General features: G+C 60.7%; 28 protein-coding genes, 1 tRNA gene and 1 pseudogene. 5 read left to right on the plus strand and 25 right to left on the minus strand.

The features are described 5' to 3' along the window. Nucleotides 1-62: 62 nt before the first annotated feature. Nucleotides 63-377 carry a type II toxin-antitoxin system RelE/ParE family toxin gene (locus CAK95_RS02580; protein WP_086086404.1) on the plus strand — a complete coding sequence of 105 codons (315 nt, stop codon included), beginning with the start codon at nt 63-65 and terminating at the stop codon, nt 375-377. Between the two features lie 5 nt (nt 378-382). Further along, nucleotides 383-649, plus strand: a complete 267-nt coding sequence (locus CAK95_RS02585) for a helix-turn-helix domain-containing protein (RefSeq protein WP_086086405.1) — start codon at nt 383-385, stop codon at nt 647-649. 94 nt (nt 650-743) lie between these two features. Here CAK95_RS02585 and CAK95_RS02590 read toward each other — a convergent pair whose 3' ends face one another. From CAK95_RS02590 to CAK95_RS02650, 13 genes are all read right to left on the minus strand, one after another. Further along, on the minus strand, nt 744-1,337 hold the full coding sequence (locus tag CAK95_RS02590; RefSeq protein ID WP_086086406.1) for a DUF6927 domain-containing protein: 594 nt from the start codon (nt 1,335-1,337) through the stop codon (nt 744-746). Between the two features lie 86 nt (nt 1,338-1,423). Continuing rightward, on the minus strand, nt 1,424-1,843 hold the full coding sequence (locus CAK95_RS02595) for a hypothetical protein (protein ID WP_086086407.1): 420 nt from the start codon (nt 1,841-1,843) through the stop codon (nt 1,424-1,426). Then, nucleotides 1,836-2,207, minus strand: coding sequence for a hypothetical protein (locus CAK95_RS02600; RefSeq protein ID WP_086086408.1), 372 nt, complete (start codon nt 2,205-2,207; stop codon nt 1,836-1,838). Before CAK95_RS02600 ends, CAK95_RS02595 begins: the two co-directional genes overlap by 8 nt. 91 nt (nt 2,208-2,298) lie before the next feature. Continuing rightward, nucleotides 2,299-2,607 (minus strand): DUF4326 domain-containing protein, encoded by a 309-nt coding sequence (locus tag CAK95_RS02605; protein WP_086086409.1) that lies wholly within the window; start codon nt 2,605-2,607, stop codon nt 2,299-2,301. Between the two features lie 237 nt (nt 2,608-2,844). Beyond that, entirely contained in the window at nt 2,845-3,348 is a 504-nt protein-coding gene (locus CAK95_RS02610; protein ID WP_086086410.1) for a hypothetical protein, read from the minus strand. 120 nt (nt 3,349-3,468) lie between these two features. Further along, on the minus strand, nt 3,469-3,687 hold the full coding sequence (locus tag CAK95_RS02615) for a hypothetical protein (protein ID WP_086086411.1): 219 nt from the start codon (nt 3,685-3,687) through the stop codon (nt 3,469-3,471). Nucleotides 3,688-3,766: 79 nt separating this feature from the next. Next, nucleotides 3,767-3,961 (minus strand): hypothetical protein, encoded by a 195-nt coding sequence (locus CAK95_RS02620; protein WP_086086412.1) that lies wholly within the window; start codon nt 3,959-3,961, stop codon nt 3,767-3,769. Further along, nucleotides 3,961-4,338, minus strand: coding sequence for a DUF6915 family protein (locus CAK95_RS02625; RefSeq protein WP_086086413.1), 378 nt, complete (start codon nt 4,336-4,338; stop codon nt 3,961-3,963). Before CAK95_RS02625 ends, CAK95_RS02620 begins: the two co-directional genes overlap by 1 nt. Before the next feature lie 10 nt (nt 4,339-4,348). Next, entirely contained in the window at nt 4,349-4,831 is a 483-nt protein-coding gene (locus CAK95_RS02630; protein WP_183044318.1) for a DUF6878 family protein, read from the minus strand. Between the two features lie 102 nt (nt 4,832-4,933). Then, the gene (locus CAK95_RS02635; protein WP_086086414.1) at nt 4,934-7,063 is read right to left on the minus strand and encodes a ParB/RepB/Spo0J family partition protein; all 2,130 of its coding nucleotides are present in this window, start codon (nt 7,061-7,063) and stop codon (nt 4,934-4,936) included. A gap of 74 nt (nt 7,064-7,137) precedes the next feature. Further along, nucleotides 7,138-7,914 (minus strand): hypothetical protein, encoded by a 777-nt coding sequence (locus CAK95_RS02640; protein WP_086086415.1) that lies wholly within the window; start codon nt 7,912-7,914, stop codon nt 7,138-7,140. After that, nucleotides 7,914-8,288, minus strand: a complete 375-nt coding sequence (locus CAK95_RS02645; RefSeq protein WP_086086416.1) for a DUF2958 domain-containing protein — start codon at nt 8,286-8,288, stop codon at nt 7,914-7,916. The genes CAK95_RS02640 and CAK95_RS02645 overlap by 1 nt, the downstream gene beginning before the upstream one ends. Further along, entirely contained in the window at nt 8,285-9,247 is a 963-nt protein-coding gene (locus tag CAK95_RS02650) for an ArdC family protein (RefSeq protein WP_086086417.1), read from the minus strand. The genes CAK95_RS02645 and CAK95_RS02650 overlap by 4 nt, the downstream gene beginning before the upstream one ends. Nucleotides 9,248-9,471: 224 nt before the next feature. Here CAK95_RS02650 and CAK95_RS02655 point away from each other — a divergent pair, with 224 nt between their 5' ends. Next, a complete protein-coding gene (locus CAK95_RS02655; RefSeq protein ID WP_086086418.1) occupies nt 9,472-10,119 on the plus strand; it encodes an IS110 family transposase in 648 nt (215 codons plus the stop codon). Nucleotides 10,120-10,500: 381 nt separating this feature from the next. Here CAK95_RS02655 and CAK95_RS02660 read toward each other — a convergent pair whose 3' ends face one another. From CAK95_RS02660 to CAK95_RS02680, 5 genes are all read right to left on the minus strand, one after another. Next, on the minus strand, nt 10,501-11,307 hold the full coding sequence (locus tag CAK95_RS02660; protein WP_245303600.1) for a sulfite exporter TauE/SafE family protein: 807 nt from the start codon (nt 11,305-11,307) through the stop codon (nt 10,501-10,503). Between the two features lie 177 nt (nt 11,308-11,484). Beyond that, the gene (locus CAK95_RS02665; RefSeq protein WP_086086420.1) at nt 11,485-12,852 is read right to left on the minus strand and encodes a hypothetical protein; all 1,368 of its coding nucleotides are present in this window, start codon (nt 12,850-12,852) and stop codon (nt 11,485-11,487) included. A 130-nt stretch (nt 12,853-12,982) separates the two neighbouring features. Beyond that, nucleotides 12,983-13,201 carry a hypothetical protein gene (locus tag CAK95_RS02670; protein ID WP_147413695.1) on the minus strand — a complete coding sequence of 73 codons (219 nt, stop codon included), beginning with the start codon at nt 13,199-13,201 and terminating at the stop codon, nt 12,983-12,985. 47 nt (nt 13,202-13,248) lie between these two features. Then, a complete protein-coding gene (locus CAK95_RS02675) occupies nt 13,249-15,033 on the minus strand; it encodes a UvrD-helicase domain-containing protein (protein ID WP_086086422.1) in 1,785 nt (594 codons plus the stop codon). Next, a complete protein-coding gene (locus tag CAK95_RS02680) occupies nt 15,030-16,778 on the minus strand; it encodes an ATP-dependent nuclease (protein ID WP_086086423.1) in 1,749 nt (582 codons plus the stop codon). Before CAK95_RS02680 ends, CAK95_RS02675 begins: the two co-directional genes overlap by 4 nt. Before the next feature lie 264 nt (nt 16,779-17,042). Between CAK95_RS02680 and CAK95_RS02685 the strand changes: the two genes are divergently transcribed. Beyond that, on the plus strand, nt 17,043-18,458 hold the full coding sequence (locus tag CAK95_RS02685) for a DUF6035 family protein (RefSeq protein ID WP_086086424.1): 1,416 nt from the start codon (nt 17,043-17,045) through the stop codon (nt 18,456-18,458). A 135-nt stretch (nt 18,459-18,593) separates the two neighbouring features. Here CAK95_RS02685 and CAK95_RS02690 read toward each other — a convergent pair whose 3' ends face one another. Beyond that, nucleotides 18,594-20,780: an ATP-binding protein gene (locus CAK95_RS02690; protein WP_147413694.1), complete on the minus strand. Its 2,187-nt coding sequence runs from the start codon at nt 20,778-20,780 to the stop codon at nt 18,594-18,596. 725 nt (nt 20,781-21,505) lie between these two features. Here CAK95_RS02690 and CAK95_RS30270 point away from each other — a divergent pair. After that, nucleotides 21,506-22,579: pseudogene (locus CAK95_RS30270) on the plus strand (recombinase family protein); the annotation flags it as partial. Nucleotides 22,580-22,615: 36 nt separating this feature from the next. Here the strand turns inward: CAK95_RS30270 and CAK95_RS30275 are convergent. The 6 genes from CAK95_RS30275 to CAK95_RS02720 form a co-directional block, all read right to left on the minus strand. Continuing rightward, the gene (locus CAK95_RS30275; RefSeq protein WP_342587985.1) at nt 22,616-22,837 is read right to left on the minus strand and encodes a hypothetical protein; all 222 of its coding nucleotides are present in this window, start codon (nt 22,835-22,837) and stop codon (nt 22,616-22,618) included. Between the two features lie 283 nt (nt 22,838-23,120). Continuing rightward, nucleotides 23,121-23,197 (minus strand) — tRNA-Met (locus CAK95_RS02700). Between the two features lie 268 nt (nt 23,198-23,465). Continuing rightward, nucleotides 23,466-24,071 carry a thiamine pyrophosphate-dependent enzyme gene (locus tag CAK95_RS02705; protein ID WP_086086426.1) on the minus strand — a complete coding sequence of 202 codons (606 nt, stop codon included), beginning with the start codon at nt 24,069-24,071 and terminating at the stop codon, nt 23,466-23,468. Beyond that, the gene (locus CAK95_RS02710; protein WP_086086427.1) at nt 24,068-24,568 is read right to left on the minus strand and encodes a thiamine pyrophosphate-binding protein; all 501 of its coding nucleotides are present in this window, start codon (nt 24,566-24,568) and stop codon (nt 24,068-24,070) included. The genes CAK95_RS02705 and CAK95_RS02710 overlap by 4 nt, the downstream gene beginning before the upstream one ends. Nucleotides 24,569-24,571: 3 nt before the next feature. Then, a complete protein-coding gene (locus CAK95_RS02715; protein WP_086086428.1) occupies nt 24,572-25,048 on the minus strand; it encodes a nucleoside deaminase in 477 nt (158 codons plus the stop codon). A gap of 38 nt (nt 25,049-25,086) precedes the next feature. Then, nucleotides 25,087-26,133, minus strand: a complete 1,047-nt coding sequence (locus tag CAK95_RS02720) for an ABC transporter substrate-binding protein (protein ID WP_086086429.1) — start codon at nt 26,131-26,133, stop codon at nt 25,087-25,089. Between the last annotated feature and the right edge of the window lie 195 nt (nt 26,134-26,328).

The following is a 26,328-nucleotide window of genomic DNA, read 5'->3' on the forward strand; positions in this document are numbered from 1 at the left end:
CCCCCGCGGCTCCGACGCGAAGGCGCGTTGACGCGATATGCCAGTTTTGGCATACTTTCAGGATGAAGGAAGTGAAGTGGCACGGCAGCAGCCGATCCGATGTCGACGCATTTCCGAAGAACGCCCGGCGCGAAGCCGGATATCAACTGTTCCAGGTCCAGATCGGCGAAGAGCCATCCGACTGGAAGCCGATGACATCTGTCGGTCCTGGCGTTCGCGAGATCCGGATACGTCAGGCGTCAGGCGCCTATCGGATCATCTACGTGGCGACCATCGGCGATGCTGTTCATGTGCTGCACGCGTTCCAGAAGAAAACACAGGCTACAGCCAAGCGGGACATCGACCTCGCCAAGGCACGGCTCAAACAGATCAGGTGACGACAATGGCAAAGTCCGTATTTCACGACCTGTTCCCGGCGGAAGAAGCGGCGGAGCTTGAAATGCGCGCCAAGCTGCTGTCCGGGATCAACAAGTGGCTGAGCAAGTCCGGGCTGACGCAGATCGAGGCGGCGAAGCGCCTCGGCATCACTCAGGCCCGGGTATCCGAGATCAAGAACGGAAAGATCAACCGGTTCAGCCTGAGCCTGCTGGTGCGGCTTGCGGAGCGCGCAGGTTTGCGCCCCGGCATCCGGTTCCAGAAGGCAGCGTGAGAGGGCGCTGCCAGCATTTTATGAAGGCTGTGTAGCCGAGCCCCTGGTCGAGCGCGCCAGACGCCGCGGCCAGGATCGTCGAATCCGGTCCGCGTCAGTCCGGATCGACCAGCCGATAAGCCCGCTTCTTGACGTTCGTGATGCGGTAGAGTCCCCCGGTGTCGGTGGCACGGAACAGCATGGTGCGATGACTGCGCGGATTGGCGACGACCTCGAAGCGATCAAGGCTGCGGCCATCCGAGAACGAGAGCGGCTGGTCGAACACGATGGTCTGGCCGGGACGCGGCGATGGCTTGCTCGACAGCGTGCGCCGGGCCGCTGCGTTCTCCCGGCAGCGGGCACGCCACGCTAGCGCGTAGGGATACTCGGTCGGCGTCAGCAGGTCGAGGATCGCCTGGGGACAATCGGACTCGTTCGGTCCCACGGTTTCGTCCATGTCCTTGTAGCCGAAGATGTAGCCCTCGCGGTCGCGCGGGTTGTAGCGGACGAGACAGACGGCCGCGAACACTGTGCGTTGGCCCGTCTCGTGGCGGATGTGCTCGATGGCCGCGTAATAGACGCGCATGCCGACAAGCGCGGATCGCAGCACCCTCGACGTCATATCCGGCTGCGAGAAGGTAAACTGCGCGTCGAGATACTGGCGCGGGCCGGAATGGCCTTTGAGCGATTGCATGTAGAGCCAACCCATGATGGGTCTCCTTTCGAACAGGTTGTGAAATGCGAAAAGCCCGGCGCGGCGGCCGGGCCCGTGATGACAGTGGATGAACGGGAGCGTCAGCTCGCGGGCTCGCGCTCGTCGTCGAGCGCGGTCAGCGTGATGCCTTCGTCCGCGGCATACTCCCTGGCGAGGTTGATCGCCCAGCGCCGCGCTTCCCACAGCTCGTCGTTGTAGGATTCCCACTTGTCGGCAACGCGGGCGCAGCCGTCGGCGAGCAGCCGCGGCAACTCGGGATGCTCGGTAAGCTCCTCGCGCGCCTGTTCGAGCGTGTCTTCGACGGTGAGGACCAGGAGCGGATGCCAGCCTGCCGGACCGCGGCAATCGAGCATCATGCGTTGCGCATCGTCGGGCGAGAGGCTGTCGATAGCGTAGCGCCAAGCCCGCCGCCATTGTGCAAGGCGGTAGCCGACGCGATAGCGGCGATCACGTACCCACGATCGGAGCGTGGAAACCACGCGGTGAGCGATGTCAAACATGGCACCGCTCCCGAATCCGCTGCGCCAGTTCCTCCGGCCTGTTGAGGAGGTCGAGCGAGGCGAAGTTGTTCGGACCGCCGACATAATCCTTCCGTCCCTTGCAGGTGCGGAAGAGAATGCCGTTCGCATTGCCCATCGCTGATTGGGACGCCTGCACATAGAGACGTTCGGTGTGCAGGGTGATCTCGCCGGAGACGGCTATGCCGGCGGGGTTGGACCGCAGGTCGTAGGATCCCGGCGCAAGGCCTAGCGCAGTTGCGAGGCGGCGGAGCTGCGATCGTGCGCGGCTATGGAAGAGACGCTTCGCAGCCGCGTCATAGGCGACCGGCTTGCCGAAGTCGAATGTCGTCGATGTTCTGGACATGAAGGGAGACTCCGAGAGCGGATGAAGCGATCCCGGCGGCTCGCTCTCTTCGGACGCCGGGCTCGCCCGCCTCCCGGCCTTCCTCTCCCTCTCATGCCGCCGCCTTCACCGCGCGCCACCACGCGATACGCTCGTCGCGCGTGGCGTTGGCGAGCCGCAGCAAGAGATCACCGTGGCATGCGCGCGGCGCGCAGAAGCAGACGAGATCGCGGCCGCGCAGTTCGTCGAACGCGCGTAGCAAGTGCTGCTGGTCCGCGAGCCAGCGTTCGTATTTTGCGATTACGGTCGCGCGGTCGCCGTCGCGGCCGATCCGGAACGGATTGCCCCACTTCGAGCCGCGGCCGATGTAGACGGCGCCTGCCGGAATGCCCGCATGATGCTTGTTGAGAACCCTGCACATCGTCCCTCGCTCCTTCTTCTCGCATTGCGCGCGGGTGGATGAAGGGGGCGCGGCGAAGCATCGGCAGTCACGCGAGGCCGTCAGGCCGACTCGGGAACGGCTTGCCCGTTGACGGCCGATGCGCCGCGCCCAGATAGGACGCGCCGCAACGCGACGGAGCGGAGGAACGGGTGCCAGGGGTCGCACATGACCGCACGGCGATTCCGGCCGGCGCCGTGCATGCGCGGCGGCAAGACTTTACGGCGCGACGTGCTCAATGAACTCCTCGAGCAGATCGCTGGTGGACTTGCCCATGATCTCGTCGGCGGAGATCAGGACGGCAGCGCCGCCGAAGCCGTCCGGCCGCATCCGCGAGCAGGTGAAGGAGGACACGGCTGTGACATAAGCCAGCGTCGACGATCGTTTCACGATGTCCTGCATGATGAACTCCCAGGATGTCGTGCTGAGGTCGAGATCGAGATGCGACTGCGGCGGCTCCCCGGATCGCAGGTCGGGCAGATGCTCCCTGACAAAGGCATTGGCCGTGCTGTCGCCGGCGCTCTCTGATGCCGCAAGCGCGGCTTCGAGTGTGCCCCGCTCGACAGAGAGCATGTCGGACGGCCCTTGTTCTGAAAAGAAGTACCAATCGTCGCCGTCGCGTTCGGCATCGAAGATGTGAGAGAGAAGCAGAAGCTCCAGCGGCGTCATGTCCGCATTGGGAATCGACTGCTGGATCACGGTGGGGGTGTAGTAGTCAGCCATTGGGGTTCTCCTAAAGCGCTAAAGCCCGACGCAGTGGCCGAGCTCTGGATGGAGAGTTGGTTCCTGGAGTTGCGCTGGCAGGCGGTTGACGCGTGCTCCCGCGGCGCGCCACGGTGTTGGCTAGCGGTCGCTCGGGAAGTATTCGCGGAGGATCGCCGTCAGAGCGTCGTTTATCTCGATCAACAGGGATGAGCGTCTTCTGTCCGACATTTCGTCGAGTAGATGGTCGGGGATGAGGTTGTTGACCGCGTGGGTGGCGTCGTCGACCAGGTTGTCGAACTCGTCCTGGGTGAGCGGTGCGGGTTCGTGACCCTCGGTGCGTGGATCATGGTCTGTCATGCTGGACTCCTGAAAAGGCAAAGCGCCCGGCGCTCCTTGTCGGAGGGCCGGGCCGAGGTGGGTGGAGGTGAGGACGTGGTCAGAGCCGCCAGGTCGCGACGATCTCCTGCGCCTGGCGGTGATAGGCGAGCATCTGGCGGTAGAACGCTTTGCGCGCTGTGCGGCGGTACGGGTCGCGCAGCGACTGTCGTGTGAGCTTGCGCGAAGCGGCTCGTACGACGGCTCGCCAGCCGTCATGCACGGTGATGTCGAGCCGGAGATAGGTGCCGTACATCACGCGGCTTCCGTCGGCTCGGCCGATGCCGGTGTTTCGACCTCGTGCTCGATTCGCCGGGTCCGTCCCATCCAAGGTTCGGGCCGAATGGCCTTCACCCAGTCGGCGAAGGACGGGATGAAGCCGAGATCTTCGATGACGTGCTGTTCGCCGACCCAGCGCGTCGGGATCACGCGGCCGGACGACAGGGTGATGGTCAGGCCGAAGATCGTTTCGGACATGAAGATGCCTTCGGCATGGTGCCGGAGCGCGCGGTGCCGGAAGTCGGCGGTGATCTCCTTGCTGGCGTCGAACCAGCCATGGACCGCTAGATAGTCTTCGACCGTCCCGCCCCACTTGCGCACGGACGATAACGAGTGGTGATACGGATGTGCCATCGTTGCCTCCTCAGAACACATGCTGGGTGTATTCGGAGGTCTCGATCCGCTCATTGTAGTCGAGCGTGATCGTGCGTTCGGCGACGTTGAAGAGAAAATCGCCGTAGGCGCCCTCGTTGTTCTCCCACCCCCCATGCGTTTGTTCGAGAAGGTCGTATACGAGATGCTCAATCGCGTCCTTCACCGATAGGGTCTGACGGGAAATTTCCCGACTGCCCCATTGGACGCGTGCGATCTCGATGCAGCCTTCGGGGAGATTGATCGCGATGTCGGGGCCGGCATGCACGCTGATGTCTTCGATCTGCCCGCTGTCGCCGTAACCGTCGAATTTGACAAGCACGGTGGCGATGCCGGCCTGGGCGAGCGCATCGAACAAGGTGGCCTTGTTCTCGGGTCGAATGGATTCGCAAAGCTGTTGGAATTCGCGATCCTGCACGAGCCATGATGTCGGATCGATGACCGGGGTGGAATCCGGCGTGTCGTTGTTGGTCATGATTGTGCTCCTAAAACGATGAAGCCCGGCGCGAGGGCCGGGCTGACGGTTTGATGCTTGGTGGAAGGAAGCGGGACGGCCGGAGCCGCCCCGCTCGTGGAGTCATTCGGCCGCGACGGCGTGCGGCTGCTCGTCGTCGCCAGTATCGCCGCCTTCGTCCTCGTCATCGGCGAGGAATTCGGGGAGTGGCTCCCCGGTGGTGTCGGAGCCGTCGGGCGCCGAAGCGGTCTCGGCGAGACGCAGCGGCTCGGGCAACCAGCCGGTGCCATCAAGCAGTCGCTCGGCCTCCTTGGCCATCTCGGCCTTCTTGAGATGGTCGATGAGCTGCGCGGACGATTCGCCCTTCGCCTCACGCACGGCTTCAAGGATGCGGCTCTTGGTGACGCGGCCGAAATAGCTGTCGACCGTCGGCCGCCAACCGGCTTCCACCATGTCGAGATTGACGGCCCGGGCCAGACGGTCGGCCTGGTCGAGCCGGCGGCGCAGGCCGTGCGACGACATGCCATTGCCGCCATACCGATCGACCTTCTCGAACAGGGCGTTCACGCCGTAGGAGACGCAATGCGCTAGCAGCATGGAGCGGCTGGCCTCGTCCAGCGTAGCGAGCCAGTTCCACAGCGTATCGTCATCCTTGGGCATGTCGGCCTTCCAGGCCTCGTGCCGCTCGTCGACGGCCTTCGCCGATGCGCTATCCTTCAAACCCGGCGCCTGAACCGGCAGATGGACCTGCCGGACTGCCGCCTCCATGCACCCAGGCGCATAGCCGTTGTGGAAAGCATCGACGCAGAGCTTGTGCAGGAGCGCAGTCATCGCGACGTGCGGATTGCTCGCAACCGCATCCCGCAGCGCGAGCGTGCGATGCGCCGTCAGCTCCATGACGAGACGGTCGGGCAACGGCTTGATACCGTCGTCCTCGTCATCCTCCGCGTCAGGCTGATCTCCGCCGACCGTGATGACGGTCCGGCGCACGGATGGCATGCCGGGATCAGTTCCGTCGGCATCGGGCGATGCCTGTTTACCTTCCCCGTCCGTCTGATCGACCGGCGCCTCATCCTCCGGCCGGACGAAGCCGCGCTCGACCAGGAGAGTGCCGTCGCTGTCGATGCTGACGAAGGCACCGGCGCGGGCGATCTCGGCCGGATCATAGATGGGCGGTCGCTCATCGAACGCGGAGAGCGCCTCCTCGATCTGGCCGAGACGGATGTCGACGTCGTCCGGCAGTTCGTCGGCATCCTGATATTCCGCCTCGAGCTTCGCCTGTTCGGCCTGCAAAGCGTCGATCGTCGCCTGCTCTTCGGCCGTGATGTCGGCGGGCGTGCCGTCGAGCTGCCGCAGACCGTAATCGTGATTGTACGGGAAGCTGACGGCGACCTCGATCCACTTCCAGCCCTCGACCGCGATCGTCTCGGCTTCGGCCTTCAGCTTCTCGGTGACGAGGCGGTCGAGCAGCGGAACGTCCTGCAGCCAGCCGCCGTCGTCGTGCTCGAACAGGTCGCGCAGAACGGCGCCGCCGGCGGCTTCATAAGCCGCTATGCCGACGAACTGCACGCGCTTGTCGGAGGCACGGACCGTGCTTTCGGTCAGCATGCGCCGGATCTGGTACGGCTCGTCGTAACCCGACTTGCTGACGTTGTCCCACACCTGCTCCTGCCGGGCGTGATCGCTGGTGACGGTGAACGCCATCAACTGCTCGAGCGTCATGCCATCGTCGGCATAGACGTCGAGCAGGCTCGACGAGGCCGATGCGAGCCGAAGCCGCTGCTGCACGACATTGACGGAGACGAAGAACCTGGCCGCGATGTCTTCCTCGGATTGGCCTTGCTCGCGCAAGGTCTGAAAGGCGCGGAACTGGTCGAGCGGATGAAGCGCAACGCGATGTACGTTCTCCGCGAGCGAGTCCTCCTCGGCCGATATCTTGTCGCCGACTTCACTCACGACGCACGGAATCGGTTCATTCTTGGCCAAGCGCTTCTGCTTGATCAGCAATTCCAGTGCGCGATAGCGGCGTCCGCCGGCCGGGACTTCGAACATGCCGGTTTCGTTGCCGTCGGCATCGAGGATGGCGCGGACGTTAAGACTCTGCAGCAGAGTCCGCCGCGCGATGTCCTCGGCGAGATCTTCGATCGAGATGCCGGCCTTGACGCGGCGGACGTTGGTTTGCGTCAAGACGAGCTTGCTGAAGGGAATGTCGCGCGAGCGTGAGAGTTTGATCTTCTGAACGGCTTTTGCCATGTCAGTTCTCCACGACGGGCGGCCGAAAGCCTCTCTCTCGACCTCCAACCCGTCGGGAAGCCCACTCGGCCCTCTCACTCTCTCTTGCTGGGCGACCGCCGCACGCGGGAATCATGGCGGCGCACCACCACACGGCGCGTATCGGCGGCTTGCGCCAGCCGCCGGATCAAGGCGAACTCCGCATCGGAGCATTCGCCGCGAACGATGATTTCGACCCAGTGACCGAACCGGCCAACATGGGAATCACGCAGCCGATGCGCCGACGACGTCACGAAACTCTCGAGCGGCTCGTTGGGCCGCACGCGCGACATCAGGATCAGGAGGCCGGACCCGAGGTTGCCGCACCAGGTGAACTCGTCGGCGGCATTGGTCTTGGAGGTGCCGCCGATCTTGAGCTGGCCGACCTTGCGGAAAGCCTCTTCGAACGTCGTAGGGCTCGGCGTGATCCTGGCGTGGATCTTTCGCGAGTAAATCCACGGCGGCCGGTCAGGATCGATCCGGCCGACGGTGATCTGGTGCAGGAGATCGCCGAGATATGACGGGTCGGCGGGACAGGGACAATTCCGCCAAAGCGCGCGAATAGTCAGCCGCAATGTTGGATCAAGCGCGAACAGGCGCCCGCGCACGTCACGCCATCGCGCCGCTCGAGCAGCGCGGCTGTTGCGCTCGTCCTGGTCCCAGCGTTCGGCGCGTCGGGACATTTCGGTCTCCACGTCGTGCTGGTGCGACTGGACGACGGAAACGAACAGCGGCAGGGATTCGCATTCGCGATGCTGCCTTTGAAGAAACGCCGCGCGTTTGCGCGGCGTTTCCTCGTAGGGTGTGGGCCTCGGCCAGCGACGGAAGCGCATCACCGCGCCTCCCGTTGCAGGGCAGCGGCCGCGGCGCGCAGCGAGCGTTCGTCGATGACGATACGACCGACCGTGCGCGCGGCGTGCGTATAGACGGAGAGCGGGAATTCGCCTTCGAACAGGATGTCGCGCTCGATGCCCATGCCGAGCGGAAGCTCCAGTGCTTGCATCTCAGCAAGGCTGAACAATCCAAGCTCTGGACATCCGAGGTCGGCGAGGCCGAACATCGTATCGCCACCCTCATCGAGTTCGGTCGCGAGCCAGGTGCCGATGCCGAGCGGGTTGAAGAATTTTACCACTGGCACATGGTCGAGACCGCGGCGGCGGCCATTCGCGAGCAGGCGCTCGCGCAGCTCCGGTGTCAGGAGGATCATGCCGCCCTCCCTTCGATAGTGTGAACCGTAGTTTGGCTCGAGACCTGGTCTTGGGGCACGAAGCCGAGGATGAAGTCCGCAGCCTTGCTCGCTTGCGAGGCAGCGCGCACGACGGCTCTATTATCTTCGCGAAGCACGTCCAACCACGAGCCGATATAGTCGGCGTGCCGTACGGTCGGCACGATTCCGAGCAACGCACAGGAGAATGCAGCGCAAAGTTCGGCGATCAGTTCCTCGAAGGCGTATTTCTTCGAGCCGTGCGCGCCGGACATATCCCGGTTGAGGCGAGAGTGATGACCGCTGGCGTGCCCAAGCTCGTGCAGCGCCGTGCGGTGCCAATCGATTGGCTCGAAGTAAGCCGCCGGCGGTGGCACCTGCACATAGTCTTCCGAGGGCTTATAGAAGGCGCGGTTGCCGCCGATCCGGAAGTCGATGCCGGTTGCCTTGATCAGCGCTTCCACCCGCGGCTCGATCATGCCGGGCAGTGGCGGCGGCGCGACGGTTGCGATCTCGTCGGGCAGGTCGTCGCACTGATCCGTGTTGAAGACCGTGAAGCGCTTCAGGAACGGAATGGCCTGCGCATTCTCGCCGGTCTCGGCCGCGCGCTTCTTTTCATCATCGGGGATGAAGCGGTCGGCATAGACGACGGTCGTGCCGCGCTCGCCCTTGCGGACATGCCCGCCAAGCGACAGCGCCTGGCGGAAGGTCAGCCAGCTCTGGCCGGTGAATCCGTGCTCGATTACCGTGCCCCAAAGAATGAGGACGTTGACGCCGCTGTACTGGCGCCCGGTCGAAGCGTTCTTGGGCATGGCGAGCGGCGCCTTCGCCGCCGCCGTCCCCCAGGGCTGGACCCAGGGCACGCGCCCGGCTTCCAGCTCGGCGATGATCTTGCCGGTGATTTCGTCATAGAGGCTCGCCCGGCTCTCGCCGACGCGCGCCCGAGCAGCATGTCTCGACATCGCGGGTCTCCGCGACGGGCACCGCGGGCCTCTCCCGCAGCTTCCAACCCGTCACGGCCAACCCGGCCGGCACTCTCACTCTCCGGCACCGCCAAGGCAGCACACACAAAGGATGACGAATTCCGGGAGCGCTGCCGCAAGCGCCGCGTCAGATGGGATAATCGGACCCGGACGTCTGCTACCGTCGTGCCTGGTTCGGAACGGAAAGAAGGGAGAATCCGGCTATGAAACTGTTTATCGGACTGGACCTCGGCGTGAACAAAGCAGCGATCTGCGTTCTCGATGACAACGGTGGAACTGTTCTTCAAACGATCGTTCCTTCCGAGCCCGCGCAGGTGATCGCAAAGCTGTCGAAGCTCTCAGGGGAGATCGCGCTCATCGGGTTCGAAGCCCGTCCGCTCTCGGAATGGATGTATGGTGCTTTGCGGGATGCAGGATACCCGGTGTTCTGCATCGAGACCCGTCATACGCAGCGCTTCCTGTCGACGCGGCCGAACAAGACCGATCGCAACGACGCGCACGGCATCGCCACCATGATGCGTGTCGGCCATTTCAAGCCGGTGCATGTGAAGAGCCGAGAATCTCAAATGGTGCGCTCACTATTGATCGGCCGTCGCCAGTTCATGTCGGCGATGCTGCAAATCGAGAATACGATCCGCGGCCTGTTGCGAACGCAAGGGCAGAAGCTGGGCCGTGTCCATCGATACAAGTTCAGCGAGCGGGTTTTCGAACTATGCGGAAGGGAGCCGATGTTGCTGCCGGCTATCGAGCCGCTGCTTGCTGCACGGGACGAGATGCGTGTCCAGGTGCGCAAACTCGACAATGCGCTGGAACGCGCATCGCGCGCCGATCTCGCCGCATCGCCATCGTGATGCACCGGATATGGATCACGAACGAGCCGTTCCGATACGGAGCAAGCGAGAAGACCTGCGCGACAGCAGGCTGACAGCAGCTCCGCCGGATGGTCCAGCTCCCCGAGGGAGAGGCCAGTCCGTCTCGATCCGCGGTTCAATCCCTGTGCCGATGCCCGAGCACGCGCTGCTAGCGTGGACGGCCACCTCGTCGAAACCCATCATGGAGCGCAGTTGCTGCGACTCCGAATAGAAGCTTGATGCGGACTGGCCGGCAGAGTGATCGTGACCCGCATGGGCCGAAACCGCTGATGGCGGGTTCGGTCGAAGGCCGTTTTGCGGCCGGAGATAGAGCACGGTCGCGTGCAAGCGCGGCTGCCCCCAAGGACACGCTTGAAGGCCCTACAGCACCAGCTTGATTCCTGAAACCAGCAGCAGCAACGCAAGGATCCCGCGCAGCCAGCGATCCGAGAGATATCGACTTCCGACGAATGCTCCTATCGACCCGCCTGCGGCGACAGCAACCAGCCACCACGGCAAGGAGGCGGGAATCTGGTCCCAATAGAAATAGGCACCCAACAGGGCTGCCGCCGAGTTCATGAGATTGTAGACGGCCGTGGTCGCTGCGGTTTGATGTGCTGTTCCCCAGTTCATGGCGAGGATCACGGGTGCGAGGAACACGCCGCCGCCGGTTCCCGTGGTTCCGGAGACGAAGCCGATGACCGCGCCTGTTGCCAGCGCGCCCCAGAACGGTGGTGTTGACGGCGAGGCCACACTTGCATCGCCCTTCCTGAAAGCAGATCGTGCCATCTGGAGCGACGATAGTATGAGGATTATCCCAACAACAGGATAATAGACCTCTTCGCGCAGATGGACGGCTCCGCCAAGCAGGGAGAAGGGAAACCCGAGCACGGCGAAAGGATAGACGTTCCGCCACGACAGCCGCCGCGCCCGGATGAAATAGAACGTGCCTATCGCCGCGACGAGGAGGTTGAGGGCGAGCGCGGTCGTCTTCATGGCCAGCGGCGCAAAGCCCGCCAACGCCATCGCCGCGATGTAACCCGATGCTCCGGCCTGGCCGACCGCCGCATAGATCAGGGCGATAACGAGGAACGCCAACCCCAACCAGATTGCTTCATTGTCCAATGTAGGCAACGCCCCGTCTTCACATTCTTGCTTGGTTATGCCCGCAACAACCAGTTCAACCAAGCAAAGGTTCGGGCCGGATGCTTCTCTTCATTGACTGATTGAACAAGGAGATCGTGCCTTGACGTCCGGGGTCCGATTATAGAAGGGATGGAAGCCCGAAGGGTGAAGACCCGGCGCAGCCGAGGCTTCAGCGAAGCCGACAGCCCGGTCCCGAAGGGAGACGCCCCTGCGTCGAGACTATTCGTCGTCATCTTGCGGGTCGGGAGGAAGGGTCCAACCATCGGTTTGAAGCAGCGCCAGCACGTCCTCATATCGGTCAATATGACGTGTGCGGTACAGGTGTAGATAGAATCGATTTCTCGCATCATGCGTGGGATAGTCAGCGGCATTTGCATTCTTCAATAGCCCAAGCGATAGGCTGGGAGTATCGGCCGCATCCCAGTTCTGCCCATTGTTAACGATCGCATCAAGCAGCTCATCGTGTTGATCGCTGCTTAATCTTCCCGAGAATGGGGCTATCACATTACGAAAATTTGCTTCCGATCCTCGCCAACTGCCGGATTCTTCATACATCCCGATTGCCTTGGGCCAGAGATCGGGAATGGGATCGGCGGCAATCGCCGCACGCAGTTGCTCGCCACTGAGTTCATCAATCAGTTCCAACAGGGCGTTGCGAAATTGCGGCAGCGTGACGGCTGCCAGCATTCGATAGTCTTCAATATCCGTGGCATCGATATTCTCTGCCGTTTCCTGCAGAGCAGTTCTGGTTGGCGCTTCTAGCAGTGGCCAGAAGTCCGGAAATGCAGCAATAAAGGCAATTGCGCGCTGCCGATTGTCCGGCTCGATGCTGTCAATCAGGCGGGCAATGGTTTGCGACAAATCAGGCCATGAGTTCGGCGCCCGATCACGGATGGCGACTAGCGATGAAACGATCTTTCTTCGTTGGATCTCCCATCTTGGCGGAACACCCTTGAGGAGAGATTTCGCCAAGACTGTGCCGAAATTTCTGACATTCTGCGGTCTAACGCGCGCGAGGTAGCGCTGCTCGACATAGTCCAAAATCCTAATCTCGGTATTGGGGAAGCCCGTTGATTGCACGTCCGCGTCGAATTGCTCGAAGATAGCTTTTCCTTGCCGAGGCTCCTGAGACAAAACGAGATCAATGGCATTCACCAAATGAAGGCGAACGAGTTCGGGGGTCGGTTCGAACAGTTCGGCTTCTGCAGAGAAAGCGGGATGCGCGCAGAGATGTCGGTCCTGTCGAAGTCGATCAAGGTGAGTGGCTGCTAGCCGATTGATGATTTGGGTATTGGTGGTTGCGTCATCGATAATTCGAGCTTCGAGGTCGAGCAACCTTTTGATGTCGCCGGCCGCATTCGCTGCATCCCACGACTGAATGAAGGCGATGGCTGCGCCGTCTTCCATGGCGCCCAGCTCACGATACTTGGCGATCAAGTCGTAGACGACTGCAACCCATGCGGATGACAATGCGGCACGCAGCGCGCCGGCCTTGTAGGCTTTCACCGCGTCCAGAAAATAGATTTTCGACTGGGGTTGCCGAACTCGTGTGAGCAATATGTCGAGGTCTATGAAGCCATTGTCCACGGGGCGTCCGCCTGCAATTGCTGTTGGAAGGTGACATTCATTCTAGCGAAAATTCCGCGTCTTCACACAGATCTCGTCGATATGGCCTTAGGGGTCTTAGTCCGGACCGGCGACTATGCTGCCCGCCGGGCTAGTCGGCGGGCTGCGTCGCCCGGATCATGTGGGTGATCTCGACGGCAATTCGGATCGTGGCCGAGATCGTGCAGCCCTCGCCCACTTCACGCCCGATGTCCCGCAGACCGGCTTCGCCGATCTTCTCCAGCCCTTCGACCACGTCTTCGAGATCGGACGAGAGTATCCGTATCCCGATTGGGCCCTTCTCGGCCGTGAGCCGGATAGTTGTGGACAACAACGTGCTCAAGGACGACGAGCAGGCTTCGTGCCGGCGTAACAACATCACAGCGCGCCAACGCCCGCTGCGATCGCTAGGTCGTGAACCTCGAACGGGACCCCGCCAGCCTGCATGATAGCCCTCAGGCGATCGATGAAAGGTGCAGGCACAGCAATCGCAAGAAGCTTTTCCGCGCGCGTTACGCCAACATAGATGACGCGCTTGGGCTCGGAATCTGTGCGATTCTCCCATGCGGCGATGAGGTCTTCAGTGTAATCGCCGTTTGGAATCACAACGCATACAGCATTGTGCTCGCTTCCCTTGGCCTCGTGAATTGTCGCCCAAGAAATAGCGGCGAGATCCGCTCGGGGCTGCAGAAACTGGCCCCATTCGGTATTCGGGGGGCGCCGAAAGTAGGTGGTCACGGTGACGCCGGCACCATAGGAGAGGTTAAGGGCTGTGACAGCGGTTTGCAGCGCTACAACCCAGCCGCTTCGGGCATCATCGGAATTCGCGCAGGTTGGAGGAAGTTGCGATATCAGCCGTAACGCCATCCGGCGCAACCAACGGCGATCAATCCCGTGTTGTTCGACGAGACGCGCGACGCTGCTTTGTTCTTCGAACTTACCCATTAGATCCAGCAAGGTTTGCTCCGCAACGACGAGACACGCCTCCCGCGCGCGGCCAGACGTCGCCTTGGCGTGATAGGTGCCAACTGCGCGAGCAAACCTCGCTACCTTGGAATCACCACCTTCCGTATCCGGTCGAAGTCCGCACGCATTGCGAGCTGACGTGCGCGCATGCGCGAGGACCATTCGTGCGGACGGGGCAATTCCAGCCTGTTGGCAAAGATTATTGAACTGGAGATGGACAGTTGCTGGCGGCGTGTTGCCTTCGTACTTGAGGATATAGACCGGCAACGTGACGATGGCGTTCTCGCCGAGGGCGTCATCCGGATCGGCGCGACTGCGCAACGTGGCCGCGCAACGGCATATTGCTGGACTGCTGCGGAAGTTGCCTGAGAAGCCGAGGCGGCTCCCGGCGTCATAAGTTTGCGCGAGCCCGGCCAAGGCCGTGGGATCGCCCTGACGGAATCCATAGATCGCTTGGTCCGCATCGGACACAATAGTGACGCGGAGCCCGTGCTGGCGCAGCCAAGTGAGAAGCTGCAGGTCGAGTGAATTGCAGTCCTGCGCTTCGTCGACGATAACTTCGTGGAGGCGCGCCGCAATCGCGCGACCGAGGCTTCCCGACCATTGCGGATTTTGCAGCCGGGCCACGGCCTCGACGCGCACATCACCCGCGCTCAGGTATCCCTTTCGCCGAAAGGCTGCGCGAGCTTGCTGGGCCATCTGCTGATAGGCGGCATGGTTTGCCACAACATGCGCCCGCAAGCCGTTGTGTCCAATGAGCGCCGGATCGATTGCGTTGGTAGCCGGATCAAAGCGATCGAGGGATACGCCGGGTCCACGGAACGCCGCGCGCCCACGCAACCGGATCTCGACGCCGAGTGTGCTCCAGCTATCTACGACGGTGGGTCGAACAGCGACCCCTTGAAGACCGTAGGGGGTAATGAAGAATTGCCGTAGGAATGCATCGAATGTACCGACGAAGTTCGGATGACGCGCAATCACATCGAGGCCAAGCGTCCGGCACTTGGCGAGAAATTCGTCAATGGCCGAATTGGTGAAGGACAGAACTGCGATGCCCTTTCGCGGCGGAAGACCCGGCGCAATATTCTGGACACGATGAACAATTGTGCGTGTCTTCCCGCCGCCCGGACAAGCCTGTACGAACGCCTCACGCGGATGCTCGGCAAATGCGCGTTGCTCCACCGTAGGCTCACTCATTCAGCCACCGCAATGATAGCATCACGCAAATAGTTAGGCACCGTGAACGCCGAACCGGCCACGATGCGTTCCGCAAGCTGCTGGGCAAAATCGCCCTTCCGCGTGCTGGTCGCTTTGAGAAGTTGCACGAATGCGGCAGGGCGATCTGCTGCAGCAACGCCATCCACGTCCGAAGTCCAGCGTTGCGCCGATTGGGGATGGAGAAGCAAAAACACCTCGCGGAGTAGGGCTCCGTTTCCCGCGCTGTACAGCTCATGTTCGAGCGTAACGGCGTTGGTAAGAACATTGAGCCGATCCGCCACGCCCCATTCTGTGGCGCGCGCCTCAAGGTCGGCCTTGCGGTTTCCGGGTGAGTGTGGATCTGCGTCCGTGATCACGACAACGCGGTCAGCAATCGTCGCTCCCTCGCATGGATGGAGCAGGATATGGACGTAAGGTGCAAAATCCACCCCATCGATCGCCACCACCACGGCACCACGAAAACGCTGCAATGCGTGGGGATCGGTGTTGAATATACAATGCCGGGCGATCACCGGCATTAGAAGCGCCTCGGCGATTCCTTCGACGAGCAAGGCGCGATTGCCAAACAACAGAGCCGAGCGCGTCACGTCGAGATAACGACTGACTTTTTGGATCATCCGTGGGTCGAGTCCAAGCCCGCTGACCGGGATGGAGACGGTCTTCATGGTTGGCGGTGTCGTGCCCGAATCCTGAGCCGAGCGAACAACGACTAGGTGCTCGGGTGACACCCACGCTGTGAGATTAGGAGAATGCGTGGTGACGATGACCTGGATGCGGCCTTCCGGTTGGCCGGGCGCAGTCTCGCGCGCAGCAGATTTTTGGGCTTGGGCAAGCAGGAAGTCGAGCACCAGCATCTGCAACTGCGGGTGAAGATGCGCCTCCGGTTCCTCGACGAGAAACAGTGTTAAGTCCGCTTCGCGCGCCTTGGCAAGTTCGACGACGACTGTCGCCATATAAAGAAGATTGGCATAGCCCAGACCCGAGGATTTGATGTCTTCCGGCGGCAAGCCGAGGTCGGCGAGCCGAAACCGCAAATCGCGCGCCACGTCTGCAAGCGCTTCGGCAGTGAAGGCCAGCGATGCCGTTTGCGGGCGGGCGCCGCGCGTGAGGTCACCGAGCGCGGACGCGATGTCCGTGTTGATCGCGGTCAACACACGATGTGGGTCGCCGGTACGCTGAACGTGAGTCAGAAATCCCTCTTCTTCGCCGGTCTGCAAGAAGTGTTGTAGCAACGCAGTAATTCGCGTCGCACTGCCCGTACCCAGCGCCTGCTTGGCATCACGCAACGGGGGTAGATAGACGTGGCGAATAAGGTCGGTTGAGCCGCTTTCCGGCTCTGCGGTGTCAAATCTCCCGGCCCAGGACGATGCACGCCCGCGCAATGTCCCGGGCGTGCGGGTCTGATAACGCATCCCGAACACTGCCAGGTCGGCAGTGGGGTCTGGCACTGCGGAAATAAGCAAGCCCTTCATCGTATCGCCCAGGCCCGCGAACTGGCCTTCAAGGGCGTAGTGAGTCTCCGTGCTGCCGCGCCGCAAGTCCTCGTCCTCCGGATATCGATCGCGGCGGCCGTTAAGCGGCAGGGTCAGAAGCCGGAGGGCGTCAACGATGTTTGATTTTCCGCCATTGTTCTCGCCCACAAGAACGGTCAGCTCGCGATGAAAGCGCACCTTAACATCGGCGCACGACCGAAACCGTTGCAGGCGAAGGCAATCAATGTGCATGGCCGCCCCATGTCGCGACGCTTCCCACTTCCGGACCAGCGCCAACCGGCCGTATGCTCGTCTTGGTCAAAAAAAGAGGAGATAAACTGGACGAACAATAATAGGCAATGTCTGATCGATTCGCAGTTTTGATATATTGCGAGCGGTGGCGAAGCTTTGGCAAGGGCTAGGCACAAAGCGATATCGCCGCCCAGGTCCGGCCAACCGGCCCATCCTTGCCGTGCCTGCTCTGTCGCACAAGATATTCAAATCGGAAAAAACGACATGGCCGCTGATCGAAACACCACGATTGATCCGCAGGCCGCAGCTTCACCCGTAGAGAATCCCGAAATCGTCGAGATTATCGATCTTGTCAACGGTCTCGTAATCGACGTGAAAACATTCATCGCTTCGCATCGCTATGGGGATTTTATTGCCAAGCGGGTTCGCATTCGCGAGTCTTTGAAGACGCAGAATCCACTGTTCGCCTGTGCCCTTTGCTGCGCATCCGTCTACGCCGTCGCCAGCCCCGAGAAGCGCTTCTTCTTTCGTCATAGCGTCGAGGACGGGTCGTGTCCGGCGCAGACTCGGCACGGGCTTTCGCAGTCCGACATCCTTGCGCGCAAGTATCACGGCCTGCGTGAAAGCGAAGCTCATAAGAAAATCAAACGCCTCATCGAACGGAGCCTCGCCGCCGATCCGTCGTTCGCGCCTGAGAGCATCCAGCAGGAAACGCGCTGGCGCGCGTCCAGCGATCCAAAAAGCTGGCGCCAGCCTGACGTTCAGGCGACCCGTGGCGATCAGCGCTTTGCATTCGAGGTTCAACTCTCGACGACATTCCTTGGCGTGGTGGTCGAACGACGCCTGTTCTATCGCGACGAGGGAGCAACACTGGTTTGGATATTGGGGCGGTTCGAGCCGGATTACCGGCGTCTTACCGTGGACGATCTTCTATTCTCCCATAACTCCAACATTCTGGTCGTCGACAACGAGACCACCAAGCTGTCGGAGGACACGAGTTGCTTTCATGTCCGTTGCTTTTATCGCAAGCCCGTTCGCGATGGTCTTGGCATTCGTGACCAATGGGAAGAAAAGTTGATTCGCTTCTCCGAGCTGACGATCGAGGTTCCTCAACAACGCGCGTATTACTTTGATTACGATAGTGAGGTGCAACACTTGTTAGAAAGGGATGACGCGGCGTTGCGTGACGAAGTTTTCACTTGCTGGCAGTCGGTTGAACCGCATTTCGATGGTCGCCCTGAAAGCCTCGCCCGATGGCAGGCGGTCAAAGCCCGTTTGGCCGCGCGCGGTATTGAACTTCCGGACACTCCGAGTTCCGATAGCAGTTTCCGCGCCATGTTGCACGGTCTCTTAAGTGCTGCACGAGGGGCTCCAGTCGGCTGGCAATTCAGCACACTCATTGAAGTCGCGCACCATGTTGCGCAGGGCTATCCCGAGCATCTCCTCAGCTTCGGCTATGCACTTAAGTTATCCGGACACGATGCGTTAGTCGAAAGTCAGGATGCCACGGGAAAATGGAAGCGCAGACGGGAGCGTGTCCGCGAACAGATGAAAGCCGGAGACCTCGCAGTCAGGCCTGATGAGCGATGGCTTCCCGCGCTTTGCTTTCTTTTCCCGGAAATAGGAGCGCGCGTGAAATCATACTTGATGCGAGAGAACACCAACGCGGCCGTTGAGTGAGAGCCCGCGTAGGCGCGAGTCGGCTCGGATTCCCTGTGAGACAGCCCTAGTGTCAATGAGCGTCGGCAATGCCGAACTGCGGTCGTCAGCCCTCTTTGACGGAACGCCGTGTTCGACGGCCCGCCGGTGTTTGGCCTAATGATTGTTCACGAGGTTGAGTTTCTCGAAAAAGATGCGATTCCGGTTCTTCGCATCGCGTAGCATCTTCGTGTAATCGATGATCTCGTAGTACGCGTTGAACCCGCGGTGGAAGCCGTAATAGCCTTGGTTGTCTGGCGTCACGAAGGCGTCCTGCACCTTGAGCACGCGGCGGAACGTCGGCGTCAGGTCGCAAATGCAGTAAATGCTCGCGGGCACGTTCGTATTCGCAAGTGAGACCGGCCGCCCTCTGATCTGGAATTCACCGGAGCGAATTTCGTCGATGAGCTTGAACGACTGCGCGAGTGGATTGTCCGTATCCGTGTAGTCGTCGCGACCCGGCCGCTTGAATTCGATCGTCGTGATGGAATTGATCGGGTGTAATTCTGGGTTTGTGTCGGCGAAGAGAATCTTCTCGTCGAAGATAACGATGTCGCCCCGCAGCGCGCTCTTCGATTTGATCATTTCGAGCGTGCGGAGCTGCTTATCCGAAGCGATAAACGAGTGGTACGTCAACCGCTCGTCGATCATCCAGAGATTCTGCTCGTTGTACGGAATGTCGGCGCTCGTGCTGTGCATCGGAAACACCAGTTTATGCACCACCTCTTCGAGAGGGTACTTCGCCTTCTCGCTGTCGGGCAACTGGATCGCGCGCTCGAGGAATTCGACTATGATCTTGCGGTGCCCCACGTACTGCGCGAGCGCGGACATGCCGAGCTCGTTGTATTCGTCGAGGAACTGCGTGAAGCGCTTGTGGTACTCCTCGTAGTCGTCGATTTTCTCGGCTTCTCGGATGATGCGACTGCCCTCGCGCTTGAGCTCCGTCTCGCGATGGTGCAACTCCCGATGCAGAGCCGCCTCGATCTGCGTGCGCGAGGGTGAGGGCGGCAGCGTGTTGATGAACTTGTCTGCATTGCGCATGAGGACGCGGTACTGCGGCGCCTCTTGGTGGACGTAGCGACGGATGCGCTCGAGCTTGGCAGTATTGATCGTCTCGATGATGCTGGCGAGGTCCTTCTCGATGAATTCGAGCGCTTTGCTCCGGATGTCGGCTCGCGGGATGAGGTCCCGCTTCTCTTCCGAATCGAATTCGAGGTCGGCGTCGTCAGCGACGCTGAAATCGAAATCGGTGCGTCCGATGTTCACATGCTGACTCAAATATGAGCTCTGTACAATCGCAAGGTAGAAGAACGGTTTCTCGTCCTCGTCTTCCAAGCGCGCGGAGAGGTTCGGCATGTAGTCTTCGAGCTTGTCGCTGATCACACCGCGCTGGTCGGCTGCGTAGACCAGCTTATGTTTTGTCGTTCGGGAGGTTGGCAGGCGGAAGCCGTGCAGCGAGAATTTGTGCTCGCCAATTTCAAACGTATGTGCGGACGCGGTCGCCTTGTAGTCGTTCTCGAAGATATCGTTGATAACGTGCTTCTTGCCGTCGTCGATCAGCGTTACGGTGGGGCAGTCGGGCTCGAGAAACACGAGAATGAAGTGCTCGATGAGCTTCTGGATAATCGCTTCGACGGATCGGGGAACCTTGTCGCGGTACGCCTTCTTGAGTTTGAACAGGCGCACAGTGGTGCCGACGATGCCATTGTCGAGCTTCTTGGGCAGCCCGGCCGTATCGAGGTTGTAGGCTTCGCTGAACACATAGGAACGCGATAGCAGACTGCCATCCGTGTCGCGGAAAATGCTCTCGATCTCGGCACCCTCAAACGCCTTGAGCCATGTGAAGCGCCCGAGGCCCTTGCCGCCCGCTGCCACCTTGCGACGAGAAAATGCGGTGTTGAACGAGTCGAAATTATCGTCGTCGAGGCCGATGCCGTTGTCAGTGATCTTGAACGACTCGATCGACGCGCTCTCGTCCTTGAAGAGTTCGTTCTGCCGCTCGATCTCGATGATGATCCGGCCCGGAATGTTCTTGGGCAGTTTGGCATCCTTGATCGCCTGGAACGAATTCATCACGGCCTCAAACAGCGGAAGCAGGGGCTTCCACTGGGGCAGGACCGTCTGGCGGACTTGATTGCCGAGGTCAATCTTGATGGACATGCCGGTCTGAAATTCGAGCAACAGCAGGAGCGCAGGATGATAGAGGAACATCCCCAGAGGGGAAGCGCCGACCCGCGAGGGCTTGTTGAGCCGCAGATGCGAGATGATTTGCGGAGAGCCAAGGGCCGGTCGTTTCCGGCCCAAGGGGCATCGGTCCGACATAAGAATTTGTTGGCAACTTCCCCGGACTAAACCCCGGACTAATTCGAATTTCTAGTCCGGGGCGCTTTGTTAAGTCATTGATTTTATGGCGCGCCCGAAGAGATTCGAACTCCTGACCCCCAGATTCGTAGTGTGACGGTTACAGACCACTCGAACAGACTTGGCAACAGGCCCAACACCGTGAGCCGCTGGTTCCGCTATCGCCCAAAGTGACAAATCCACTGACGGCACACAATTCCGGCGCACTTGAGCATGTCGACTAGCCCGATGTGATGGGGCGTGGGGATGGAGAGGTTGAATCTGCCTTCGAAACGCGCAAGTATTTTTGCTACGCTGCTTATCTCAATTTTTCGTTCATCTACAATTGAGACGACAGAAGCACGCCAACAAACGATACAACTTCCTACGATGAAACAAGAATTTCGTTTTCTTTTGTCAACGCGAGAGTCAACTTCGCAGGGAGGCGCGCTCGGTCGCTCAGCGTTGAAGGTAACGGCGTGGCAAGGCCCAGAGGAACAACCACTGTCGAGAAAGTTCGCATGGTCTCTGAGACGATGGACGAACCGGCAATGTCTATTCCGTCGACACCCGATGCCCGCCTTGTCGCCTTGGTGCGGCTGCTCGCGCGACAAGCCGCACGAGAATTCGTTGAGGCCGTATCGTGTGGCGGAAAGATCGACAGCTTCTCTGACTAAGGAGGCAGCTCGATGAAAGTCGCTCTTTACGCGCGCTACTCGTCTGACAATCAGCGCGATGCCTCGATCGAGGATCAGCTGCGTTTGTGCCGGCTCTACGCCGAGAAACAAGGCTGGACGATCGCGGACAGTTATAGCGATCGCGCCATTTCCGGCGCGTCGCTACTTCGCCCTGGCATCCAGGAATTGATCCACGATGCAACGCGCGGTCGGTTTACGGTTGTGCTCGCGGAAGCAATGGATCGCCTCAGTCGCGACCAGGAGGATATTGCCGGCCTCTTTAAGAGAATGGCGTTTGCAGGCGTTAAGATTGTGACTCTCTCGGAGGGCGACGTGACTCATCTGCACGTCGGTCTTAAAGGGACGATGAATGCGCTCTTTCTGAAAGACTTAGCCGACAAGACCCGTCGCGGTTTGCGCGGCAGGGTCGAGAATGGAAAATCCGGCGGCGGTCTCTGTTTTGGCTACGACGTTGTCAGGCAGTTTGCCGCCAGTGGCGAGCCAATCCGAGGGGATCGAACGATTAATCCCGCTGAGGCTAACGTCGTTCGCCGAATCTTTGCCGACTACCTTGCGGGCAAGTCTTCCCGTACAATCGCTCGCGAGCTGAACAAAGAAGGCGTGGTCGGCCCACAAGGTAATGAATGGGGACCTTCCACCATTCACGGCAATCCGAAGCGCGGCGTCGGCATTCTCAATAACGAACTATATGTGGGTCGCCTCGTTTGGAATCGACTTCGCTACTTGAAAGACCCTGATACAGGAAAGCGAGTGTCGCGCCACAATCCTGAGAGCGAATGGATCATCCAGGATGTGCCAGAATTGCGCATCATCGAGCAGTCCGTGTGGGATGCAGTCAAGGCGCAACAGCAGAAACTGGCCTACGAGCCATCTGCACCGGGGCAAAATGCGCTGAACGAGCGTCGTCGCTCGAAGCATCTCTTTGCGGGTCTAATGAAATGTGGGTGCTGTGGGGGCGGCTATGTGTTGATCTCAAAGGATCTGTTGGGTTGCGCCACCGCCCGCAACAAAGGAACTTGCGACAACCGGATGAACATCAGGCGCGATGTGCTGGAGGCGTCGGTCCTGAACGGGCTTCACACCCACCTGATGGAGCCGTCGCTATTCAGGGAATTTTGTGAGGAGTTCACCCGCGAGGTGAACAGGCTGCGCATCGAACGCAGTTCGAGCATTGTCGGCCAGCGCAAAGAACTGACCAAGGTTCAGCGAGATCTGGAGCGTGCCATACAAGCCGTTCTCGATGGCGTCCCCGGGGCTCAACTCAAGGATACAATTGGTGCCCTTGAGTCCCGCAAAGCCGAGCTGACCGAGGTGCTGGCGCATGCCGAAGAGCCCCCGGTCCTCCTGCACCCAAACATGGCAGAGATCTACCGGCAGAAGATTTCAGCCCTCCATCACCGTCTTCAGGACGAAGATGGAAAGGCTGAGGCCGCTGCGATATTTCGGACGTTGGTCGACCAGGTAACGCTCCAGCCGGAGGAGAGCGAGCTGGCTATCGTACTCCGGGGTGATTTGGCAGCCATTCTGACCTTTGCCGCAGGCAAGAAGAAGCCCGACCTCCTGAAGGAGGCCAGGCTTCTTACCAGCGTAATAACGCCGGGATCAGTGGTTGCGGGGACAGGATTTGAACCTGTGACCTTCAGGTTATGAGCCTGACGAGCTACCGGGCTGCTCCACCCCGCGTTAAACCTTACCGGCGTCGAGGGAAGGCCTTGCGGCCGTCTCACCCGTTCTGGCGTAGTTTTGCGCTATCGCCGGATTTGATGCACCGGGCATGCGAGGCAGCCCGGAAGCACAAGCGCGGGACAAGCCCGCGCGCCGCTATGTAACAATAGGACGACAATTTGCAAAGGATTCTTTTGGCTTTTCAAGCGAATAAGCCACAAGCGAAAGACCGCCGAAAACGTCCTGAAATGAGCCAGAAATAGCCGCCTGGACCGTCCATTCCGGCCTAATTGTGTTCGCTCGGCCCCATAATGACGATACCTTCGGTTTTTTCGACATGGCGGACGAAAATATATTTGTCCTCGCGGCCGTCGCTATGCTTGCGGCGGATATCCCGGCGAGTCTCCCGGCCGACCTTGGCGACCACGACATAGGGCGCCTGCGCCTTGAGCCCGGCGGCGCAATGGCGCTCGAAATCGTCCAGCGTCGTCGCCTCATAGGCATCGGGGATGCCGGCGCCATTGGCGATCCGCGCGATATTGACCCGACCGGCCGTATGGGTCGGCGGGCCGCCGATCGACTGATAGCATTCGTTGTCCCAGACCACGACCAACAGGTTTTTCGGCTGCTCGTTGGCGAGCGTCGCCAGGATGCCGAGATTGAACATCACGCCGCCATCGGTATCGAGCGACACAATGCGCCGGTGCGGCAGGCCGACCGCAAGCCCAAAGGCCTGCGGCGTGACGCATCCAAGCTGCTGCTGGAACAGACTCGCCTCGCGCATATGCGGCGCGGCGTTGTACCATTCGTCGACGCTCGCCCCGAGCGACAGAATCACAAGTTCATCCTTCAGCATTGCGCCGAGACGGTGCATGCAATCGAAGCGGTTCATCGGACGATCTCGCCGGTCAGCGCCACGGCGGCGTGATAATAGGCGGCGTTGCTCCAGGTGACGGCATCGGCGATGGAGCGTGCGATATCCTCCTCGCGATTGACGACACGATACGGAATGCGCATGGCGTTGAGCAGCGGCTCCATCGTCATGCCGTGCGGAATAGCCCACCAGTTGTTTTCGCCGAGGTCGCCGCGATAGCTCATCAACATGAAGACCGGAATGCCCGCGCCCATGCCCATGCGTGCGAGCGGCTCGATCGAGGCGCGCAGGCCGGAATTTTCCATCACCAGCGCCGCCTTCTTGCCGGACAGCCAGATGCCGCCGCAAATCGCGGCGCCCTCGCCTTCATTGGTCACGCGAATGGTGCGGATATCCGGATCGGCGTCGAGCGCCGGATAGAGTTCCTTGAACAGCGAATCCGGCAGGTAGCAGACTACGCTGATGCCCGCCGCCTTCAGGCCGGCGATGACACTGTCGACCGCGCTTTGTTTCATGGCTCAGCGTGTCAGTTCGACAGCGGCGTCACGATAGAGTGCAACGCATTCCTCTTCACGCACGCCGTCGATGATCGTCAGGTCCCAGCCGGTGAGCTTGGCAAAGGCATCGACCGAATAATCCTTAAACTGGAAAGCATTGCTGGAGAATTTCTGCACCTCGCGGTTGCGCGCGCCGAGCACCAGCGTCTTGATGCCGCCATTGAGGATTGCGCCCGCGCACATCGGACAGGGCTCGCAGGTTGCATAGAAGATACTGCCTTCCGGCAGCGTGCGCAGCTTGAGCTTCTGCGTCGCAAGCGCGATTGCATACGTTTCCGAGTGCCGCGTGGTATCGGACGAGCCGACCTTCAGGCTCGGAGTCTTGACGATCACCTCGCCGTTCAGCGCGATCAGTGCGCCGAAAGGCTGCTCGCCCTGCGCGGCGCCCTTGCGCGCCTCCTCGATGGCGAGCCCCATGAAATAGTCGTGGTCAGTCATGTTCTTTTCTCGTGAGGAGTTTCGCGTGCGACGCCGGCTCAGTTCGCCGGCATCTTGATCTCGCGATCGGCGCGTGGCGGCAAGAAATTGCGGTTGAAGACCTCGCCGACATCGGGTGTCCGCTTCAAACCGTAGGCCTCAACCACGGTCGTGATCGACGCCGCGAGGCGCTTGTCGTCGAGATCGCCGAGGCCAATCTTGGTCGTTTCCGGCGTCACCATCAGGTTCTTCGCTGTGTAGAGCATCCGCTGCTTTTCGATGTCCTCATTGGTCAAAGGTTCGATTGTCTTGAGCAGCTTCATGGCCTCGTCGGGATTGGCAAGCACGTCGACGATCGCGCGATTGATCGCCTTGACGAGGCCACGCACAGCTTCAGGCTTTTCCTTCAGCAGTTTCTGCGACACGATCACACCGTTGGAATAGAGATCGAGGCCGTTATCGGTGTAGAAGAACCAGCGAAAGTCCTTTTCCGGGTTGAGCTTCATCGCCAGGAAATTCATGTAGCTCGTGTTCGAGAACTGGGCGATGGCGTCGGCCTGGCCCTGCACCAGCAATTGCTCGATCAGGTTCGGCGCGGCGTTGAGAATTTTCACCTTGGTGGCGTCGACGCCGTTTTTCTTTGCGAGCGGCACAAACAGACGCAGCGTCGCAGAGCCGGCCGGCGCGCTGACGATCTTGCCTTCGACATCCTTCAGCGTCTTGATCGGGCCGTCGACCTTCACGATGAGGACATTCGGCGCGCCGTTATAGACGAGATAAACCATGACCGGCTGCTCGCCGGGCCGGTCCGCCGCGTTCTGGACAACGGCATTGATGTCGCCGAAACCGGCGTCGTAGGTGCCGGACATCACACGGGTGATCGCCGCCGCCGAGCCCTCGCCCTGGTCGACGGTGACGTCGAGACCTTCGGCTTTGAAATAACCCTTCTCTTTCGCCACGTAGTACCAGGCATGCGGCCCTTGGATTTTCCAGTCGAGGGTGAACCTGATTTTGGTGGGCTCCTGAGCCTGCACGGGGGCAATTGCAAACCCGCCAATGGACAGCAACGTCAGGCCAGCGGCCACTATTTTCGCGTACAATGTCATCGTGGCAGTCTCCGTGTCGTCCGGCAGCAGCGGAGCAACCTGACACGGGCGCCGGGAGGTCGAATAGGCGCAATTTCTTGCTGAAGGTGTTGCCTTGAAGGCAACAGCTTGGCCGCTTCGTCCTTCGAGACGCGCTCCTTCGGATCGCTCCTCAGGGATGAGGACGGAAGAGAGATTCGGCACAAATGAATCTGA

Source organism: Pseudorhodoplanes sinuspersici, assembly GCF_002119765.1.
Taxonomy (GTDB): domain Bacteria; phylum Pseudomonadota; class Alphaproteobacteria; order Rhizobiales; family Xanthobacteraceae; genus Pseudorhodoplanes; species Pseudorhodoplanes sinuspersici.

What these genes read in the sequence shown, in the direction of transcription:
- CAK95_RS02580 (WP_086086404.1), top strand. Translation starts at nt 63, where the DNA reads ATGAAGGAAGTGAAGTGGCACGGCAGCAGCCGATCCGATGTCGACGCA.
- CAK95_RS02585 (WP_086086405.1), top strand. Translation starts at nt 383, where the DNA reads ATGGCAAAGTCCGTATTTCACGACCTGTTCCCGGCGGAAGAAGCGGCG.
- CAK95_RS02590 (WP_086086406.1), bottom strand. Translation starts at nt 1,337, where the DNA reads ATGGGTTGGCTCTACATGCAATCGCTCAAAGGCCATTCCGGCCCGCGC.
- CAK95_RS02595 (WP_086086407.1), bottom strand. Translation starts at nt 1,843, where the DNA reads ATGTTTGACATCGCTCACCGCGTGGTTTCCACGCTCCGATCGTGGGTA.
- CAK95_RS02600 (WP_086086408.1), bottom strand. Translation starts at nt 2,207, where the DNA reads ATGTCCAGAACATCGACGACATTCGACTTCGGCAAGCCGGTCGCCTAT.
- CAK95_RS02605 (WP_086086409.1), bottom strand. Translation starts at nt 2,607, where the DNA reads ATGTGCAGGGTTCTCAACAAGCATCATGCGGGCATTCCGGCAGGCGCC.
- CAK95_RS02610 (WP_086086410.1), bottom strand. Translation starts at nt 3,348, where the DNA reads ATGGCTGACTACTACACCCCCACCGTGATCCAGCAGTCGATTCCCAAT.
- CAK95_RS02615 (WP_086086411.1), bottom strand. Translation starts at nt 3,687, where the DNA reads ATGACAGACCATGATCCACGCACCGAGGGTCACGAACCCGCACCGCTC.
- CAK95_RS02620 (WP_086086412.1), bottom strand. Translation starts at nt 3,961, where the DNA reads ATGTACGGCACCTATCTCCGGCTCGACATCACCGTGCATGACGGCTGG.
- CAK95_RS02625 (WP_086086413.1), bottom strand. Translation starts at nt 4,338, where the DNA reads ATGGCACATCCGTATCACCACTCGTTATCGTCCGTGCGCAAGTGGGGC.
- CAK95_RS02630 (WP_183044318.1), bottom strand. Translation starts at nt 4,831, where the DNA reads ATGACCAACAACGACACGCCGGATTCCACCCCGGTCATCGATCCGACA.
- CAK95_RS02635 (WP_086086414.1), bottom strand. Translation starts at nt 7,063, where the DNA reads ATGGCAAAAGCCGTTCAGAAGATCAAACTCTCACGCTCGCGCGACATT.
- CAK95_RS02640 (WP_086086415.1), bottom strand. Translation starts at nt 7,914, where the DNA reads ATGCGCTTCCGTCGCTGGCCGAGGCCCACACCCTACGAGGAAACGCCG.
- CAK95_RS02645 (WP_086086416.1), bottom strand. Translation starts at nt 8,288, where the DNA reads ATGATCCTCCTGACACCGGAGCTGCGCGAGCGCCTGCTCGCGAATGGC.
- CAK95_RS02650 (WP_086086417.1), bottom strand. Translation starts at nt 9,247, where the DNA reads ATGTCGAGACATGCTGCTCGGGCGCGCGTCGGCGAGAGCCGGGCGAGC.
- CAK95_RS02655 (WP_086086418.1), top strand. Translation starts at nt 9,472, where the DNA reads ATGAAACTGTTTATCGGACTGGACCTCGGCGTGAACAAAGCAGCGATC.
- CAK95_RS02675 (WP_086086422.1), bottom strand. Translation starts at nt 15,033, where the DNA reads ATGAGTGAGCCTACGGTGGAGCAACGCGCATTTGCCGAGCATCCGCGT.
- CAK95_RS02680 (WP_086086423.1), bottom strand. Translation starts at nt 16,778, where the DNA reads ATGCACATTGATTGCCTTCGCCTGCAACGGTTTCGGTCGTGCGCCGAT.
- CAK95_RS02685 (WP_086086424.1), top strand. Translation starts at nt 17,043, where the DNA reads ATGGCCGCTGATCGAAACACCACGATTGATCCGCAGGCCGCAGCTTCA.
- CAK95_RS30275 (WP_342587985.1), bottom strand. Translation starts at nt 22,837, where the DNA reads ATGCGCCAGCACCTCGGTCAGCTCGGCTTTGCGGGACTCAAGGGCACC.
- CAK95_RS02705 (WP_086086426.1), bottom strand. Translation starts at nt 24,071, where the DNA reads ATGAACCGCTTCGATTGCATGCACCGTCTCGGCGCAATGCTGAAGGAT.
- CAK95_RS02710 (WP_086086427.1), bottom strand. Translation starts at nt 24,568, where the DNA reads ATGAAACAAAGCGCGGTCGACAGTGTCATCGCCGGCCTGAAGGCGGCG.
- CAK95_RS02715 (WP_086086428.1), bottom strand. Translation starts at nt 25,048, where the DNA reads ATGACTGACCACGACTATTTCATGGGGCTCGCCATCGAGGAGGCGCGC.
- CAK95_RS02720 (WP_086086429.1), bottom strand. Translation starts at nt 26,133, where the DNA reads ATGACATTGTACGCGAAAATAGTGGCCGCTGGCCTGACGTTGCTGTCC.